Raw genomic sequence first — 16,204 nt, forward strand, 5'->3', positions numbered from 1 at the left:
CCCTCACCCCAACCCCCGCTCCGCGCCCCGGCCCACGCCAGCGGCGTGGGCACTCGAAGGCACGCGCGCCAGTGGCGCGCAAACCGTGCCATCTCGCCCCAAAGGGAGAGGGGCTCAAGCTCGCGTCCTCGTCCCGCAGGGAGAGGGGCTACATCAATCCTGCTGGCCCGCGATCCAGGTGGCCTGCACCTGCAACGCCTCGTCCAGCAGCACGAAATCCGCCTGATAGCCCTCCTCGATGCGCCCGTAGCGATCATCCAGCCGCAGGAACTGCGCCGGATACGTCGACGCCATCCGCGCCGCCTCCGCCAGCGGCAGGCCCAACAGGTTGACCGTGTTGCGCACCGCCGTGGCCATGTCCAGCGCCGAACCGGCCAGCGAGCCGGCCGCATTGCGCACCACGCCATCGACCGCGGTGATGACCTCGCCATACAGCTCGAACGAAGGATCGTCCGCGCCCACCATCGGCATCGCGTCGGTCACCAGCAGCACCTTGCCGCGCGGCTTGGCCGCCAGCGCCACGCGCAGGCTGGCCGGGTGCACGTGCACGCCATCGACGATGACCCCAACCCAGCTGTCCGCATCCTCCAGCGCCGCGCCGACCACGCCGGGCTCGCGCCCCTGCAGCGGCGTCATCGCGTTGTAGAGGTGGGTGAAGCCGGTGATGCCGGCGTCCAGCCCGGCGCGGGTTTCCTCGTAGGTGCCGGCGGTGTGGCCGGCGCAGACGATGGCGCCGTTTCCGACCATCGCGGCAATGGTCGCCACCGGCACCCGCTCCGGCGCCAGCGTGATCAGGGTGACGCCGTTGTCGAGCGAAGTGGCCATCACCACCTCCTCCGCCCCCGGCACGCGGAACTTGCCGGCGTCGTGGGTGCCCTTGCGCGCCGGCGCGATGTACGGCCCTTCCAGGTGGATGCCGAGGATGCCCGGCACGCCTTCGGCGATGGCCTGCCGCACCGCGGCAATGGCCTCCGCCATCACCGCCGCGTCATCGCTGATCAGCGTCGGCAGCATGCCGGTGGTGCCGAAGCGGCGGTGGCCGCGCATCATCGCGCGCAGTGCATCCACGTCCGGGGTGTTGTTGAGCAGCGCGCCGCCGCCGCCGTTGACCTGCACGTCGATGAAGCCGGGCAGCAACCAGCCGCCGCCGAGGTCATGGCGCGGCAGGCCCGCCGGCAGCGCCGCTTCCGGCAACAGCCTGGCGACCTTGCCGTCCTGCACGCACACGGCGATGCCGGACTGGAAATCGTCGTCGCTCAGGACGCGGGCGTTGGTCAATGCGTAACTGGTCATCTTTCCGGTTTCCTGCTGCTGGAGTTTGGTCGTAGGTCGGGGTTACACCCCCGACACCGGCACTCCCCGAACGCCGGGGGTGTAACCCCGGCCTACCTGCTGTAGATACGGGGCTTGCCCCGTATGCATTTCCGTGAAGTCCCCGTGCCGGGCAAGCCCGGCACCTACGGGAAACTCCGCCCCTTCCCGCCGGGAGAAGGGAAAAGCATCACACCGTCTCGGTCACCTTGTTCAAATGCGGCGGCAAATCCGGGTTGAAGCCACGGCGCAACGCCAGTGCGTTGATCGCGCGGTAGAAGCTCTGCACCGTCAGCAGCGGCGCGCACAGCGGGTGCGGTGCGGTGGCGACCGGCAGGTTGCCGCCCTCGCCGGCCAGCCATACACGGGCACCGCGAGCGGCAAATTCATCGGCCAGCGCGCGGGTGCCGGCGCCGGTTTCGTCGGGCTGGGCGAAGGCCAGCACCGGGAAATCCTTGCCCACCAGCGCCATCGGGCCGTGCTTCACTTCCGCCGAGCTGTAGCCCTCGGCGTGCAGGCCGCAGGTTTCCTTGAACTTCAGCGCCGCTTCCTGCGCGGCGGCCAGGCCGGGGCCGCGGCCGACCACGAACAGGTTGTGGGCCTCGACCAGGCCATCGGTCACCGCGCTCCAGTCGCACTCCCATGCCTGTGACAGCGCCGCCGGCAGCGCGTCGAGCGCGGCGACCAGCGCCGGGTCGTTGCGCCAGTACGCGCCCAGTTGCAGGATGGCCGCCAGCGAGGCGAGGTAGCTCTTGGTCGCGGCCACGCTGCGCTCGGCGCCGGCGGCCATCGGGATCACCGTGTCGGCCAGCTGCGCCAGCGGCGAATCCTCGACGTTGACCAGCGCCACCACGCGCGCGCCGGCGGCCTTGGCGGCCTCGGCGTTGCGCAGCAGGTCCGGGCTCTTGCCCGACTGCGAGATCACCAGGTACAGCGCGCCCCGCAACTGCTGCGAGGCCTCGTAGACCGAACCGACCGACGGTGACGCCGACGCGGTGACCAGCCCGAGCTGGGTCTCGAACAGGTACTTGGCGTAGGTGGCGGCATGGTCCGAGCTGCCGCGCGCGCAGGTCACCACGAACGGCGGCGGGTTCTGCCGCAGGTCGGCGGCCAGCGCCTGCACCACCTCGCGGTTGCGCGCGTACTGGGCGGCGATGACGGCGGCGCTGGAAGCCGCCTCGTTGAACATCAGGGTTTCGGTCTCGCTGGGCAACATGGGTCTACTCGGAAAGATCGGGGGAGGAAGTCGCTGGCCGCAGCGGCTGCTGGCGCAGCGGCGCGGTGGAGCCGCGCACCACCAGCTGCGGCACGAAACCCTGGTTCTGCAACTGCATCGGGTTGTCGTCGTAGGCGTCGGTGCGCAGTTGGTTGATCAGCAGGCGCGCGGCATGCCGGGCGATGTCGCCGGTGGCCTGCTTGGCGGTGGTCAGCGGCGGCCACGACTGGCGCGAGAACGGGCTGTCCTCGAAGCCGGCGATGGACAGGTCGTAGGGCACGTTCAGGCCGACCGAATTGGCCGCGGCCAGCACGCCGGCGGCGATTTCGTCGTTGGAGCCGAAGATCGCGGTGGGCGGTTCGCGCAGCGCCAGCAGGCGCCGCGCGCCGCGGAAACCGTCGTCGAAGGTGTAGTCGCCCGGCACCACCAGGTGCTTGTCCAGCGGGATGCCGTAGTCCTTCAGCGCCGCCTCGTAGCCGGCATGGCGCTCGCCGCTGGAGCGGTGCTCCGGCCCGCCCCACAGGAAGCCGATGCGCTGGTGGCCGAGCTGGATCAGGTGCTCGGTGATCTCGTAGGCCGCATCGCGGTCGTCGACGAACACGCAGGGGCCGTCGTCCGGGTCCTCGGTGGCGGCGATGATGCGCACGGTCTTGATGCCGCGCGCGGTGAGCGCGGCCACCAGTTCCGGGCGCTCGGACATCGGCGCGGTCAGCACCAGCCCGGCCAGCCGCGAGCGCTGCACCCAGTCGGCCAGCTCCTCGGCCAGCATCGGCGAGGTCGCGTCGCACGGATGGATCTGCAGGCCGAAGCCGGTTTCGCGGCAGGCCGACAGCACGCCGTTCTGCACGCCGATGATGTGGTACGGGTTGGGGTTGTCGTACACCAGCCCGATCACGAACGAGGTATTGCTGCGCAGGTTGCGCGCCGACGGGTCCGGCTCGTAGTCCAGCTCGGCCACCGCGCGCAGCACGCGCGCACGGGTGGCCTGCATCACCGAAGGCTCGTTGTTGATGACCCGCGATACCGTCTTGAGCGACACCTTGGCGCGCTCGGCGACGTCCTTGATGGTGGGTCTGCGCATACCTGTTTCCTGCCTGGCTGGGATGGCCGCCATGATGCTCGATTCAGCCACCGTGCGCGCGCCCCGCACGCTGCCCGGCCACGGCGAAGAACAGGATGTACAGGTAGCACGGCACCATCAGCGCGGCGAACACCAGCTGGAACTGCTCCGGGTACTGGTGCTTGAGCAGCGCGAACAGCTGCGGAATGATCGCGCCGCCGGCGATGCCCATCACCAGCAGCGCCGAGCCGGTCTGGGTGAAACGGCCCAGGCCGCGGATCGCCAGCGGGAAGATCGCCGGCCACATCATCGCGTTGGCGAAGCCCAGCGCGGCGACGAAGCCTACCGATACGTAATCGCGGGTGACGTAGGCGCCCACGCAGAACAGCACGCCCAGCGCCGCCGACACGGCCAGCCAGCGTTCCTGCGAAACGAAGCGCGGGATCAGCACCAGCCCGACCAGGTAACCGACCAGCATCGCCGTCAGCGTGTAGGAGGTGAACAGCTTGGTGCTGTCCAGCGGCAGGCCGAAGCCGTTGCCGTAGGTGCCGATGGCGTCGCCGGCCATCACTTCCGCGCCGACGTACAGGAACAGGCACAGCACGCCCAGCCACAGGTGCGGGAACTGGAAGATGCTGCGCTTGTCGGCGCTGCCGCCGGCGCCGCCGGCATTGGCCTCGGCCGCGCGCACTTCCGGCAGCGGCGAGAACAGCACGCCGACGGCCACCACCAGCAGCACGCCGGCGATGACCATGTACGGGGCATGGATCTTGGCGGCGAAGTCGTTGAGCAACTGCGTCCGGGTCGCCGCATCGGCGGCCTGCACCTGCGCGTCGAGGTCGCCGATGCCGTGCAGCACCAGCGAGCCGATCACGATCGGCGCGAGGATGCCGGCGACCTTGTTGCAGATGCCCATCAGCGCGATGCGCTGGGCCGCGCCCTCGATCGGGCCGAGGATGGAGATGTACGGGTTCACCGCGGTCTGCAGCAGCGCCATGCCGCCGCCGATCACGAACAGGCCGCCGAGCGCGCCGGCGAACCAGCGCTGGGTGGCGAACTGGCCGAACAGCATCGCGCCCACCGCCATCACCGCCAGGCTCAGCGCCAGGCCCTTCTTCATGCCGGTGCGCTCGAGGATCCACGAGGCCGGCAGCGCGAGGAAGAAATACGACAGGTAGAACACCATCAGCACGAGGAAGGCCGACACCTCGCTGACTTCGAAGGCCAGTTTGACGAAGGCGATCAGCGGCCCGTTGATCCAGGTACAGAAGCCGAGGATGAAGAACAACCCACCGACGATGGCGATGGACGAAGCCATGCCGGCGCGCGGCGTGGAAGCGGGAACAGCGGACATGGAAAAGCTCCTGCAGCGTGTGAGGGGCGGCTCGCGCCGGTCATGCAACTGGGAACAACGTTGTCACATTTATCCGTTGGCCTTGACAACTTTGTCAACCGGGCATCCCACCCGCGAGGCGCCGCGCGACGATGCGGAAAAGCGCAGGACGCCGCGCATCAATGCTCTTGCCGCGCAGGCACTTGATACATCAATTACATGGTGTCGAATGCAACGATCCCGGCACCGCCACAGCCTGCGCAAAATGTGACGCATTGCAGCATCGAAAGTTGCAAAAATCCGTTGACATCGTTGTCAGAACGATTACAGACTCGGCCCCCGTAAGGCGCCTGACCGGCGCCCCATGCCACAGGGAAACCGAGTGATCGCTGCTGCCCCCACACTGCAGACCTCTTCACCCGAGCGCGCGCCACAGCCGTTCTATGCCGCCGACGTCGGCGGCACACACGTCCGCGTCGGCCTGGTCCGCGCCGGCAGCGGCTCCGCCATCGAGGTGCTGTCCTACCGCAAGTACCGCAATGCCGACCATCCGGGCCTCGGCGCGATCCTGGCCGACTTCGCCAGCCACAACCCGCCGGTGTCCGACTGCGTCATCGCCACCGCCGGCTACGCGCTGGCCGACGGCACCGTCATTTCCGCCAACCTGCCGTGGCCGCTGTCGTCGGGCCGCATCCGCGATGAGCTCGGCTTCCGCAACGTGCACCTGGTCAACGACTTCGAGGCCGTCGCCCACGCCGCGGCCCACATCGGCGACAGCCAGGTGCTGCAGCTCACCGGCCCGGCCGACGCGCCGCGCGGCCCGACGCTGGTCGTCGGCCCCGGCACCGGCCTCGGCGCGGCGGTGTGGATCCCGGTCGGCGAGCGCTCGGTCGTGCTCGCCACCGAGGCCGGGCAGGCTTCGCTGGCCGCCACCACCGAACTGGAGCTGGCGGTGCTGCGGCAGATGCTGCATGACCGCCCGCACGTGTCGATCGAGCAGGCCCTGTCCGGTCCCGGCCTGCTCAACCTCTACAACGCCCTGTGCGCCGTGCGCGGCGCCACGCCGGTGCATGCCACGCCCGATGCGGTCAGCGCCGCCGCCTGCGACGGCAGCGACCCGCTCGCGGTCGAAACCCTGCAGCTGTTCTGCGGCATCCTGGGTTCGACCATCGGCGACATGGCCCTGCTCTACGGCGTGCAGGGCGGCGTCTACCTGGCCGGCGGCATCCTGCCGAAGATCGGCCAATTCCTTCTGAACAGCAGCTTCGTCGAACGCTTCCTCAACAAGGGGCCGATGACGAAGGCGCTGCAGCGCATCCCCGTGAAGCTGGTCGAGCACGGGCAACTGGGCGTCATCGGCGCGGCCAGTTGGTATCTGGAAAAGTCGGCCACCCAAGCCTTCGCAGCATAAGCAGCAGAACCACCAGCAAGACGCAGTAACGCGGCACCCCGGTGCCATTCACCCCGATGTTGAGGAGAGACAACATGCATCGCAAGACCCTGCTTTCGGCAGCCATCGTCAGCTGCCTTGCCTTCGGCGCCCACGCGCAGGAAGCGCAGCCCCAGGCCACCGACCTGGACACCATCACCGTCACCGGCATCCGCGGTTCGATGGAAAAATCGCTGGACACCAAGCGCGAGGCCAACAGCCGCGTTGAAGTGGTGACCGCCGAAGACGTCGGCAAGCTGCCGGCGCACAACGTCGCCGACACCCTGCAGCGCCTGCCGGGCGTGAACATCAGCTCGTCCTCGGCCGATGAAGGCGGCTTCGACGAAGCCGACCGCGTCAGCCTGCGCGGCACCAGTCCGAGCCTGACCCAGACCCTGATCAACGGCCACAGCGTCGGCTCGGCCGACTGGTTCGTACTCAGCCAGGGCAATAACGTCGGCCGCAGCGTCAGCTACACCCTGCTGCCGTCCGAGCTGGTCAGCTCGGTGGAAGTGAACAAGTCCTCGCAGGCCAAGCTGCAGGACGGCGGCACCACCGGTACCGTCAACATCATCACCCGCAAGCCGCTGGAGTTCGCCAACCAGATCACCGCCGAGGCATCGGTCGGCCTGGTGCGCTCGGATCAGGCCGAGTCCAACGATCCGCAGCTGTCGGGCCTGTTCAACTACAAGAACGACGATGGCACCTTCGGCGTGATGGTGCAGGCGTTCAGCCAGAAGCGCGAGCTGCGCCGCGAAGCCCAGGAAATCCCGGGCGGTTTCTTCCAGATCGGCGCCACCGATCCGGTGGCCGCCACCAATCCCGACCTGGTCGGCGTATGGGCACCGGGCCTGCTCGGCTCGACCCTGTTCGAACAGACCCGTGAGCGCAAGGGCGGCCTGCTGTCCCTGCAGTTCAAGCCGTCCGACACCCTCACGCTGGGCGTCGAAGGCTTCACCTCGAAGATGGACGCCAACAACTACAACCGCAACTTCATGATGTGGGGCGGCCATTTCGCCAACAGCCAGGCGCCGGATGCCGGCTACGTGGTCAAGGACGGCGTGCTCACCGATGCCAAGTACACCGGTGTTGCGGGTACCGACTACGCGGTCTACGACATGATCTACCGCGAGGCCACCGCCAAGAGCAGCTACGTCACCCTCGACGCCGACTGGCAGGTCACCGACAACCTGAGCGCCAAGTTCCAGGCCGGCTCCACCAAGGGCGAAGGCTCGACCCCGCGCCAGTTCATCGCCGAGGTGACCCTGGCCAACGGCGGCGGCGCCAGCTGGAGCACCCACGGCAACGGTTCTCCGATCGACTGGAACGTCGGCGGCGACCTCACCCCGGCCGGCGTGACCAGCTTCGGTACCTGGGGCAACCAGCAGGTAACCGCGGAAGACAAGGAAAAGTGGTTCACCGCCGACTTCAGCCAGTACTTCAACGACGGCACCCTGAGCTCGATCGACTTCGGCGCCCGCTACGCCGACCACAAGCGCGAAGCCCTGTCCCCGGAAGGCGCCAGCCCCGGCGATATCTGGAGCGCGCTGCAGAACGGTGCCACCTCACCGTATCCGGGTGGTTTCGCCAGCAACATCGGCGGCGATTTCCCGCGCAACCTGTGGTACTTCACCCCGGGCGCACTGAAGGACGCGGTGGTCAACAACTCCACCTGGCTGTCCGACGATGACGGCCCGAATGGCCGCCACAACTATGGTGCCGAGTGGAAGGTGCAGGAGAAGAACTTCTCCGCCTACGTGCAGGCCAACTTCATTGGTGACAGCTGGAGCGGCAACGTCGGCCTGCGCTACGTCAACATCGACCAGGACATCATGTCCTACCAGTCGGTCAGCGACGTCGCCAACGCCGATGTCACCAGCCTGTTCGCCCAGGGCCCGGGCCCCGATCCCTGCGGCTGGGGCTGCCCGGTGTGGGGTGGCTGGAAGATCGTGAACACCAGCAACAAGCACAGCCGCATCCTGCCGAGCGCGAACATCAAGTTCGACATGGCCGACAACCTGGTGTTCCGCTTCGCTGCGTCGCAGACCCAGACGCTGCCGGACTTCTCGGCACTGGGTGCTTCGTCCTGGGGTTCGGACCTGAACAAGACCGGCGGCGGCGGCAACCCGCACCTGAAGCCGATCCTGTCCACCAACTTCGATGCCAACCTCGAGTGGTACTTCATGCCGCGCGGCCTGCTGTCGATCGGCGCCTACTCGATGAACCTGAAGGACTACGTGGCCTTCGGCACCGAGACCCAGATGCTGTTCAGCGAACTGACCCACCAGCTGGAGCCGTACAACGTCTCGGTGCCGGTCAATTCCGACGGCAAGGTCACCGGCGTGGAGTTCGTGTACGAGCAGCCGCTCGGCGACAACTTCGGCATCACCACCAACTATACCTATGCCGATGGCAGCACCTCGCACACTTGGGCGGACGGCAGCAACAACCTGACCGGCACCTCGAAGAACACCTACAACGTGGGTGCCTACTTCGAGAACGACACCTTCGGTGCACGCGTGGGCTATACCTACCGCTCGAAGTTCCTGATCGGCCTGTCCGGTGCCAACCCGTACTACCAGGACGAATTCGGCACGCTGTCGGTGGCACTGAGCTACAAGGTCAATGACCACCTGAGCTTCAGCCTGGATGCGCTGAACCTCAACGACCCGACCTACAAGTACTACCAGAGCGCCAGCATCCCGACCGCGTTCTACAGCAACGGTCGCCAGTACTACTTCAACGCTCGCGTGAAGTTCTGATCCACCCCGGCACGCAACATCGCCGGATAGCATGAGCGCCGGGCCTGGATCATTCCGGGCCCGGCGCTTTTTTGCGATATGCAAAACGGAGCTTGTCCCTCGCCTGTGGGCACTTTGCATTCCCTTTCCTTCTCCGGTCGGGAGAAGGTGCTCCACCGGAACCCGCCGCGCATCCCGGCCCACGTCGGTAGCGAAGGCGCTCCAAGGTCCGCGCGCCAACAACGCACTGGCCATGCCCGGGGACCCGTTCCACCATCGCTTCACTTCCATCCAAGGAGCCACGCCCATGACCACGCCCCGCCTCGCCGCTTTGCGAACCCGTTGGCTCGCGGCCGGCCTGCTGCTCGGCGCCTGCATGCCGCAGGCACAGGCCGCGGACACGCTGCCCCTGATCCCGCTGCCGGCCCACTACCAGGCAGCCGATGGCAAGGACTTCACGCTGAAGCCTTCCACCCGCGTCGCCGGCAGCGATGAAGCCGCGCGCCGCGTCGCCAACCAGTTCGTGCAGTTGCTGGCGCAGAACGGCGGGCCGACGCTGGCCGTTGCCGATGCCGGCGGCAGGGCGCAGGTCCGCTTCCACCTCGATGCCGCGGCCGCCACCGGCGCCGAAGGCTATGCGTTGAAGGTGTCCAACACCGGCATCGACGTCAGCGCGCGCGACGAGGCCGGGCTGTTCTACGGCGCGGTGACCGCCGCGCAGCTGCTCACCGGCAACGACGCCGGCCGCGTCGCCGCTGCCAGCATCGCCGATGCGCCGCGCTTCGCCTGGCGCGGGTTGATGCTGGATTCGGCGCGTCATTTCCAGAGCATGGACGAGATCAGGAAGCTGCTCGACGCGATGGCGCAGCACAAGCTCAACACCTTCCACTGGCATCTCACCGACGACCAGGGCTGGCGCATGGAGATCAAGCGCTACCCGAAGCTCACCGAAGTGGGCAGCTGCCGCGTACCGCTGGGCGATGCCGGCCGCGACCCGGCCACCGGGCAGCCGCGTACTTACTGCGGCTACTACACGCAGGAGCAGATCCGCGAGATCGTCGCCTATGCCGCGCAGCGGCACATCCAGGTGATCCCGGAAATCGACGTGCCCGGCCATGCCACCGCCGCCATCGTCGCCTACCCGGAGCTGGGCAGCATCGACCAGCCGCTCATCATCGACAACCAGTGGGGCGTGTTCCCCAACCTGTTCAACACCGAGGAAAGCACGCTGCAGTTCCTGGAGAACGTGCTGCTCGAAGTGATCGACATGTTCCCTGCCCGCTACGTGCACATCGGCGGCGACGAGGCGGTCAAGGACCAGTGGATCGCCTCCAGCCGCGTGCAGGAACACATGCGCGCGATCGGCGCCAGCGACGAGATGGCGATGCAGAGCCACATCGTCAGCCGGCTCGAACGATTCTTGGCGCAGCACGACCGCCGCCTGATCGGCTGGGACGAAATCCTCGAAGGCCCGCTGCCGGAAGAAGCCACGGTGATGTCCTGGCGCGGCACCGAGGGCGGGCTGAAGGCCGCCAGCGAGGGCCACGACGTGGTGATGGCCCCGGTCACCCACATGTACATGGACTACCTGCAGACCGGCTCGCCGAACGAACCGCCGGGCCGGCCGACGACGACCGAACTGCGCAAGGTCTACGACTTCGAACCAGTGCCGACGGAGCTGGCCGCGGACAAGCGCGCGCACATCCTCGGCCTGCAGGCCACACTGTTCACCGAGCACACCCGCAACGACGCATGGCTGGAACACCACCTGTTCCCGCGCCTGGCCGCGGTGGCCGAAACCGGCTGGAGCCCGCCGGAACAGCGCGGCTTCGACGGCTTCCTGCAACGCCTGCCGCGCCAGCTGCAGCGCTACCGGGCAATGGGCATCGGCTATGCGCAGACGCCGTTCCAGGTGGACATGCAGGACCAGGGCAACCGCGCCGCCGGCACCGCCGAGATCACGCTGGCCACCCCGCTCGGCTACGCCATCCACTACACGCTGGACGGCAGCGAGGTGAGCGCGGCATCGCCCGGTTACAGCCAGCCGCTGCAGGTGGCACTGCCGGCGCGGGTGAACGCCGCGGCGTTCTTCGACGGCCAGCCGCTGGCCGCCGCCAGCCGCTTCGAGGTCACCGCCGATTCGCTGCTGGTGCGCGAGGACACCCAGCTCGGCCTGTGCCCCGGGGACGGCAAGCTGCTGCTGCGGCTGGAAGACGACGGCCCGGCCGAGGGCCAGCGCGCCATCTTCAACGTCAACATCTTCAACCCGTGCTGGTTGTGGCAGGACGCCGACCTGGGCGGCGTGACCGGGGTGAAGCTGCGCGCCGGCCGCATTCCCTACAACTTCCAGCTGGCCCACGACGAGCCGAACCGCAAGTTCGCGCCGGCGCACAGCGCGCATGGCGAACTGGAAATCCTCGGCGACCAGTGCCAGGGCGAGCCGCTGGTATCGCTGCCGCTGCCGGCCGCGCCGGATGCCGATGGTTTCATCGAACTGGAAGCGCCCCTCGCGCCGGCCAAGGCCCGTGGCGACCTGTGCATCCGCTTCACTGGCGACACCCGCCCGGACATGTGGACGCTGGATTGGGTGCGGCTGCAAACCGGGAACTGAAAAGACGAGGAATCCCCCTCGCTACCGCGACAAGGATCCCCCAAGGCCACCGGAAACGGTGGCCTTGGCGTGTCCGGAGCCGACATTCCGCCCTGAAAATCATGCGAAAAAATTTCACAACAAGCCGAAAATTCTGATGCAGGACAGGCGTTCCGTTCTGATGGATTTCCACAGGAACGAATTTCCGCCCTTCTAATGCGGAAAACCCGCAATATTTCGCCTTGAAACCATTCTGAAAATTTTTTGCATAACAGCTTGACATCGTTGTCACGCACCCCCGACACTCCAGCCATCACGGCACTACGCAGCGCCGCGCATCCATCGGGGAAACCAGTGACCGCCAGCCTCATGCCAGCCCATGCCCCCTCCACCTCGGCCGCGCAGCTGATCGCCGCCGACGTGGGCGGCACGCATGTGCGCGTGGGCCTGATCCGGACAAGCAGCGACGGAAGCGACGCCATCGAGGTACTCGCCTACCGCAAGTACCGCTGCGCCGACCATTCCAGCCTCAGCGCCATCCTGGCCGACTTCGCCGGCCACCAGCCGCCCGTGGCCGAATGCGTCATCGCCACTGCCGGTTACGCCCGCGACGATGGCTCGGTCATCTCCATCAACCTGCCGTGGCCGCTGTCCACCCATCGCATCCGCGACGACCTCGGCTTCCGCGCCGTCCACGTCGTCAACGATTTCGAGGCCGTCGCCCATGCCGCCGCACACATGGACGCAAGCCAGGTGCTGCAGCTGGCCGGGCCGGCGCAGGCGGCCCACGGACCGGTCCTGATCGTTGGCCCCGGCACCGGCCTCGGCGCCGCCGTCTGGATCCCTGCCGGCAAGCGTACCGTCGTGCTCGCCACCGAGGCCGGCCAGGCATCGCTCGCCCCGACCACCGAGCTGGAGATCGCCGTACTGCGGCACCTGCTGCGCGAACGCTCCCACGTCTCCATAGAGCAGGTCCTGTCGGGCCCCGGCCTGCTCAGGCTCCATCACGCACTGTGCGCAGTACGCGGTGCCACGCCCACGCACACCACGCCCGATGCTGTCAGCGCCGCCGCCTGCGACGGCAGCGATGCGCTGGCCACCGAAACCCTGGAGCTGTTCTGCGCCTTCCTCGGCTCGGCCGTCGGCGACATGGCGCTGTTCTACGGCATCCAGGGCGGCATCTACCTGGCCGGCGGCATCCTGCCGCGCTTCGGTCCCTTCATCCAGAACAGCCGCTTCGTCGAGCGCTTCCTCAACAAGGGGCCGATGGGCGAGGCGCTGCAACGCATTCCCGTGAAGCTGGTCGAGCACGGGCAACTGGGCGTCATCGGCGCCACCCGCTGGTACCAGGCACGGAGGAACCATTGAGCCGGCACTCCGGCAAGCACCGCCGTGCAGGCAACTCCGATGCTCCGCACGGTCCCACCCCCGCAGCAGGCAAGGCAATCCCGGTTCACCCCGGACATTCCATCCAATGATGAGGAGAGACATCATGAGGTATCGCAAGTCCGTACTATCCGCCGCCATCGTCACCTGTCTGAGCTTCTCGGCGCACGCCCAGGAAGCCCCGCAGCAGGACGCGACCGAGCTTGACCGCGTCGTCGTCACCGGCATCCGCGCCAGCCTGCAGCAGGCGCTGGAATCCAAGCGCAACGCCGACGCCATCGTCGACGTCATCACCGCCGAGGACGTGGGCAAGTTCCCGGCCAGCAACGTCGCCGAGGCGATGACCATCATTCCCGGCGTGACCATCGACCGCGCCTACGGCCAGGGCGAGAAGGTGTCCATCCTCGGCACCGACCCGGCGTTGAACCGCACGCTGCTCAACGGCCAGTCCATCGCCTCGGGCGACTGGAACATGAGCGACTTCCCGACCCGCACGTTCAACTACTCGCTGCTGGCCCCGCAGCTGGTGGGCAAGGTGGAGGTGTTCAAGTCGCCGGAAGCGCGCCTGGAGGAAGGCTCGATCGGCGGCACCGTCATCATCTCCACCCGCAAGCCGCTGGACATGCCGGAGAAGGTTTCCATCACCGGCCAGGTCAGCTATGCGCGCAATGACCGCGTCAAGAAGACCGACCCGCAGGCGTCGGCCGCGTTCGGCTGGAAGAACGACGCCGAGACCTTCGGCGTGATGCTGTCGGCACAGTCGCAGCACGAGAGCATCCGCCGCGACGGCATCGAGGCCTATGGCCACGTGACCGGCCGCGACTACTACCAGGGCCAGGGCGGCGGCGGTTCCGTCGTCGACCCGCCGATGGACTGGTCGATCGGCGCACCGAAGGATCCCACCTGCGTCGGCAGCTGCGCCGACACGCTGGCCAACAACCTCGACGCCGTCGGCCCCAACTCGATCAGCGCCCACTTCTTCGAGCAGGAGCGCAAGCGCAACACCTACTCGGCCACCCTGCAGTTCAAGCCGGTCGAGAAGCTCAACGTCGAGCTGAACGCACTGAAGATCGACGCCAACTTCGACCACATGTCGCAGGCCATGTTCGTGATGCCGGGCAATGCCTGGAACAGCCTGTTCACGATGACCGACCTGACCGTCAAGGACGGCCTGATCACCAGCGGCACCCACAAGAACGCGCTGGCCATCTTCGACCTGCAGAACCGCCGCGCCAAGGTCGAATCCGAAACCTACGACATCAAGGCAGACTGGAACGACGAGCGCTGGTTCGCTTCCACCCACATCGGCACCACCAAGGCCGAGGGCGGCCCGGAGCAGGTGTTCGGCGAATTCCTGGCGCGTACCGATTACACCTGGTCCATCGCCGGCGCGCCGAAGAACCCCGGCAGCGTGACCTTCAACGGCGCCAACCCGTTCACCAACCCGGACATGTTCCAGATGGACGGCGGCTGGGGTGCGGATCCCAACGACCCGTCGTGGAACACCGGTTGGGGCGGCAACCTGGTCGAGAAGCCGACCGTGGACAAGGAAACGTACGGCCAGGTGGACTTCGGCATCAAGCTGGATTCGCCGGTCTACCTGCTGCGCTTCGGCTACAAGCAACGCAGCCATGAAACCAGCCAGGTCCAGAAGGGCGTGGCGCTTGCTTCGGTTGCCGGGTATGGCGACGGCAATGCCGCCGACTTCGATCCGCGCCAACTGCCGGGCAACTACCTGAGCGGCTTCGGCGGTTATGGCGACCTCGGCAAGCGCTTCACCATCGACGGCTGGAAGCTGGCCGACTTCATCAGCAGCGGCGACTGGCTGGCACCGTGGCAGACCATGCCGGAAGTCTCGCCGTTCAACGCCGCCGAGTTCGTCCGCAACACCTGGACCATCGAGGAAGACACCAAGGCCGCCTACCTGCAGGCTGATTTCAGCATCGATCGCCTGCGCGGCAATATCGGCGTGCGCTACGTGCAGACCGACGTCGGCTCCGGCGCCTGGGCCTGCACCGTCAACACCAGCGACTGCCCGGCGGGCAGCTATGAATGGCGCGTGCAGAAGAGCAAGTACAACAACACCCTGCCGAACCTGAACCTGGTCTACGACGCCACCGATTCGTTGGTGCTGCGCTTCTCGGCGGCCAAGACGATGGCCCGCCCGGGTTATGCCGACGTCTCCAGCTACCTGTGGCTGGCCGACCAGACCCTGACCGGCGGTGGCGGCAACCCGGACCTGAAGCCGTACCGCTCGACCAACCTGGATTTCTCGGCCGAATGGTATTTCTCGCAGGATGCCATCCTGGCGGCTTCGATGTTCTATCGTGACGTGGCCGACTACATCCTGATGGCCTCGCGTACCGAGACCCACTGGAACCAGAACCAGAACACGGACACCCAGTACCAGGTGGACCGCCCGCAGAACGCCGGCGACGCCAAGATCAAGGGGTATTCGCTGGCTTGGCAGCAGAACTTCGGTGCGGGCTTCGGCATCGTGGCCAACTACACCTACTCCGATGGCGAGGCCACCAATGGCCGTCCACTGCCGTTCAACTCGAAGAACCAGATCAACATCGCCCCGTTCTTCGAGAATGACAAGTTCGCCGCCCGCGTCACCTACAACTGGCGCGACAAGTACTTCACCAACGTCAGCGGTGGCCGCGACCTGTGGACGATGGACTACACCTCGGTGGACGCCTCGGTTTCCTACAAGATCACCGACAACCTGACCGTTGCGCTGGAAGGCATGAACCTGCTCGACGAGAAGTACCACTCCTACTCGGGCGTGGAACAGCTCACCCGCGGTGCCTACCTGAGCGGCCGTCGCTACATGGCCTCGCTGCGCTTCGCGTTCTGATCCAGCGCGGCAAACCGCGACACGTTGCATGAAGTAGTCTTTTCTCCTCCAACGGGCCTGGAATTTCCAGGCCCGCTTTTTTTGAAGATGCTGGCCTCAAAGTCCTTCTCACTCCGGCGACAGCAGGAAGTCCCTTTGGGGAGAGAGGGGTTGGAGTGAGGGGCAGGCTGAGCGGAACTGCAACGAACTCGCGTGTTGTTTCAACGTTGCACTGCTGCACCATCCCCATTACGCCATACCCCCTTCCGCCCTTCGGGCACCTTCCCCCGCAGGGGGAA

The 16,204-nt window shown here is 67.0% G+C and carries 10 protein-coding genes; 6 read left to right on the forward strand and 4 right to left on the reverse strand.

The features are described from left to right. Nucleotides 1-153 precede the first annotated feature (153 nt). The 4 genes from nagA to ABB34_RS09855 all read right to left on the reverse strand — a co-directional run bounded on the left by nagA (nt 154) and on the right by ABB34_RS09855 (nt 4,941). Nucleotides 154-1,293 (reverse strand): N-acetylglucosamine-6-phosphate deacetylase, encoded by a 1,140-nt coding sequence (gene nagA / locus ABB34_RS09840; RefSeq protein ID WP_057641151.1) that lies wholly within the window; start codon nt 1,291-1,293, stop codon nt 154-156. Between the two features lie 208 nt (nt 1,294-1,501). After that, nucleotides 1,502-2,527, reverse strand: a complete 1,026-nt coding sequence (locus ABB34_RS09845) for an SIS domain-containing protein (protein WP_057641152.1) — start codon at nt 2,525-2,527, stop codon at nt 1,502-1,504. A 4-nt stretch (nt 2,528-2,531) separates the two neighbouring features. Further along, nucleotides 2,532-3,608 (reverse strand): LacI family DNA-binding transcriptional regulator, encoded by a 1,077-nt coding sequence (locus tag ABB34_RS09850; protein ID WP_057641153.1) that lies wholly within the window; start codon nt 3,606-3,608, stop codon nt 2,532-2,534. A gap of 43 nt (nt 3,609-3,651) precedes the next feature. Beyond that, nucleotides 3,652-4,941 carry a sugar MFS transporter gene (locus tag ABB34_RS09855; RefSeq protein WP_057641154.1) on the reverse strand — a complete coding sequence of 430 codons (1,290 nt, stop codon included), beginning with the start codon at nt 4,939-4,941 and terminating at the stop codon, nt 3,652-3,654. Between ABB34_RS09855 and ABB34_RS15250 the strand changes: the two genes are divergently transcribed. From ABB34_RS15250 to ABB34_RS09880, 6 genes are all read left to right on the forward strand, one after another. Beyond that, on the forward strand, nt 4,940-5,191 hold the full coding sequence (locus ABB34_RS15250; RefSeq protein ID WP_152979574.1) for a hypothetical protein: 252 nt from the start codon (nt 4,940-4,942) through the stop codon (nt 5,189-5,191). The genes ABB34_RS09855 and ABB34_RS15250 overlap by 2 nt on opposite strands. Nucleotides 5,192-5,284: 93 nt before the next feature. Then, nucleotides 5,285-6,331, forward strand: a complete 1,047-nt coding sequence (locus ABB34_RS09860) for a glucokinase family protein (RefSeq protein ID WP_083490152.1) — start codon at nt 5,285-5,287, stop codon at nt 6,329-6,331. A gap of 74 nt (nt 6,332-6,405) precedes the next feature. After that, nucleotides 6,406-9,111 carry a TonB-dependent receptor gene (locus ABB34_RS09865; RefSeq protein ID WP_057641155.1) on the forward strand — a complete coding sequence of 902 codons (2,706 nt, stop codon included), beginning with the start codon at nt 6,406-6,408 and terminating at the stop codon, nt 9,109-9,111. 286 nt (nt 9,112-9,397) lie between these two features. After that, nucleotides 9,398-11,701: a family 20 glycosylhydrolase gene (locus tag ABB34_RS09870; protein WP_057641156.1), complete on the forward strand. Its 2,304-nt coding sequence runs from the start codon at nt 9,398-9,400 to the stop codon at nt 11,699-11,701. 348 nt (nt 11,702-12,049) lie between these two features. Further along, nucleotides 12,050-13,048 (forward strand): glucokinase family protein, encoded by a 999-nt coding sequence (locus ABB34_RS09875; protein ID WP_057641157.1) that lies wholly within the window; start codon nt 12,050-12,052, stop codon nt 13,046-13,048. A 124-nt stretch (nt 13,049-13,172) separates the two neighbouring features. Continuing rightward, complete coding sequence (locus ABB34_RS09880; RefSeq protein ID WP_057641158.1) at nt 13,173-15,926, forward strand: TonB-dependent receptor; 2,754 nt, start codon at nt 13,173-13,175, stop codon at nt 15,924-15,926. The last annotated feature ends 278 nt before the right edge of the window (nt 15,927-16,204 follow it).

The organism is Stenotrophomonas daejeonensis, from assembly GCF_001431505.1.
Taxonomy (GTDB): domain Bacteria; phylum Pseudomonadota; class Gammaproteobacteria; order Xanthomonadales; family Xanthomonadaceae; genus Stenotrophomonas; species Stenotrophomonas daejeonensis.

Excerpts from the sequence above, each read along its gene's own strand:
- nagA (WP_057641151.1), bottom strand. The coding sequence starts at position 1,293 with ATGACCAGTTACGCATTGACCAACGCCCGCGTCCTGAGCGACGACGAT.
- ABB34_RS09845 (WP_057641152.1), bottom strand. The coding sequence starts at position 2,527 with ATGTTGCCCAGCGAGACCGAAACCCTGATGTTCAACGAGGCGGCTTCC.
- ABB34_RS09865 (WP_057641155.1), top strand. The coding sequence starts at position 6,406 with ATGCATCGCAAGACCCTGCTTTCGGCAGCCATCGTCAGCTGCCTTGCC.
- ABB34_RS09870 (WP_057641156.1), top strand. The coding sequence starts at position 9,398 with ATGACCACGCCCCGCCTCGCCGCTTTGCGAACCCGTTGGCTCGCGGCC.
- ABB34_RS15250 (WP_152979574.1), top strand. The coding sequence starts at position 4,940 with ATGGAAAAGCTCCTGCAGCGTGTGAGGGGCGGCTCGCGCCGGTCATGC.
- ABB34_RS09860 (WP_083490152.1), top strand. The coding sequence starts at position 5,285 with ATGCCACAGGGAAACCGAGTGATCGCTGCTGCCCCCACACTGCAGACC.
- ABB34_RS09875 (WP_057641157.1), top strand. The coding sequence starts at position 12,050 with ATGCCAGCCCATGCCCCCTCCACCTCGGCCGCGCAGCTGATCGCCGCC.
- ABB34_RS09850 (WP_057641153.1), bottom strand. The coding sequence starts at position 3,608 with ATGCGCAGACCCACCATCAAGGACGTCGCCGAGCGCGCCAAGGTGTCG.
- ABB34_RS09880 (WP_057641158.1), top strand. The coding sequence starts at position 13,173 with ATGAGGTATCGCAAGTCCGTACTATCCGCCGCCATCGTCACCTGTCTG.
- ABB34_RS09855 (WP_057641154.1), bottom strand. The coding sequence starts at position 4,941 with ATGTCCGCTGTTCCCGCTTCCACGCCGCGCGCCGGCATGGCTTCGTCC.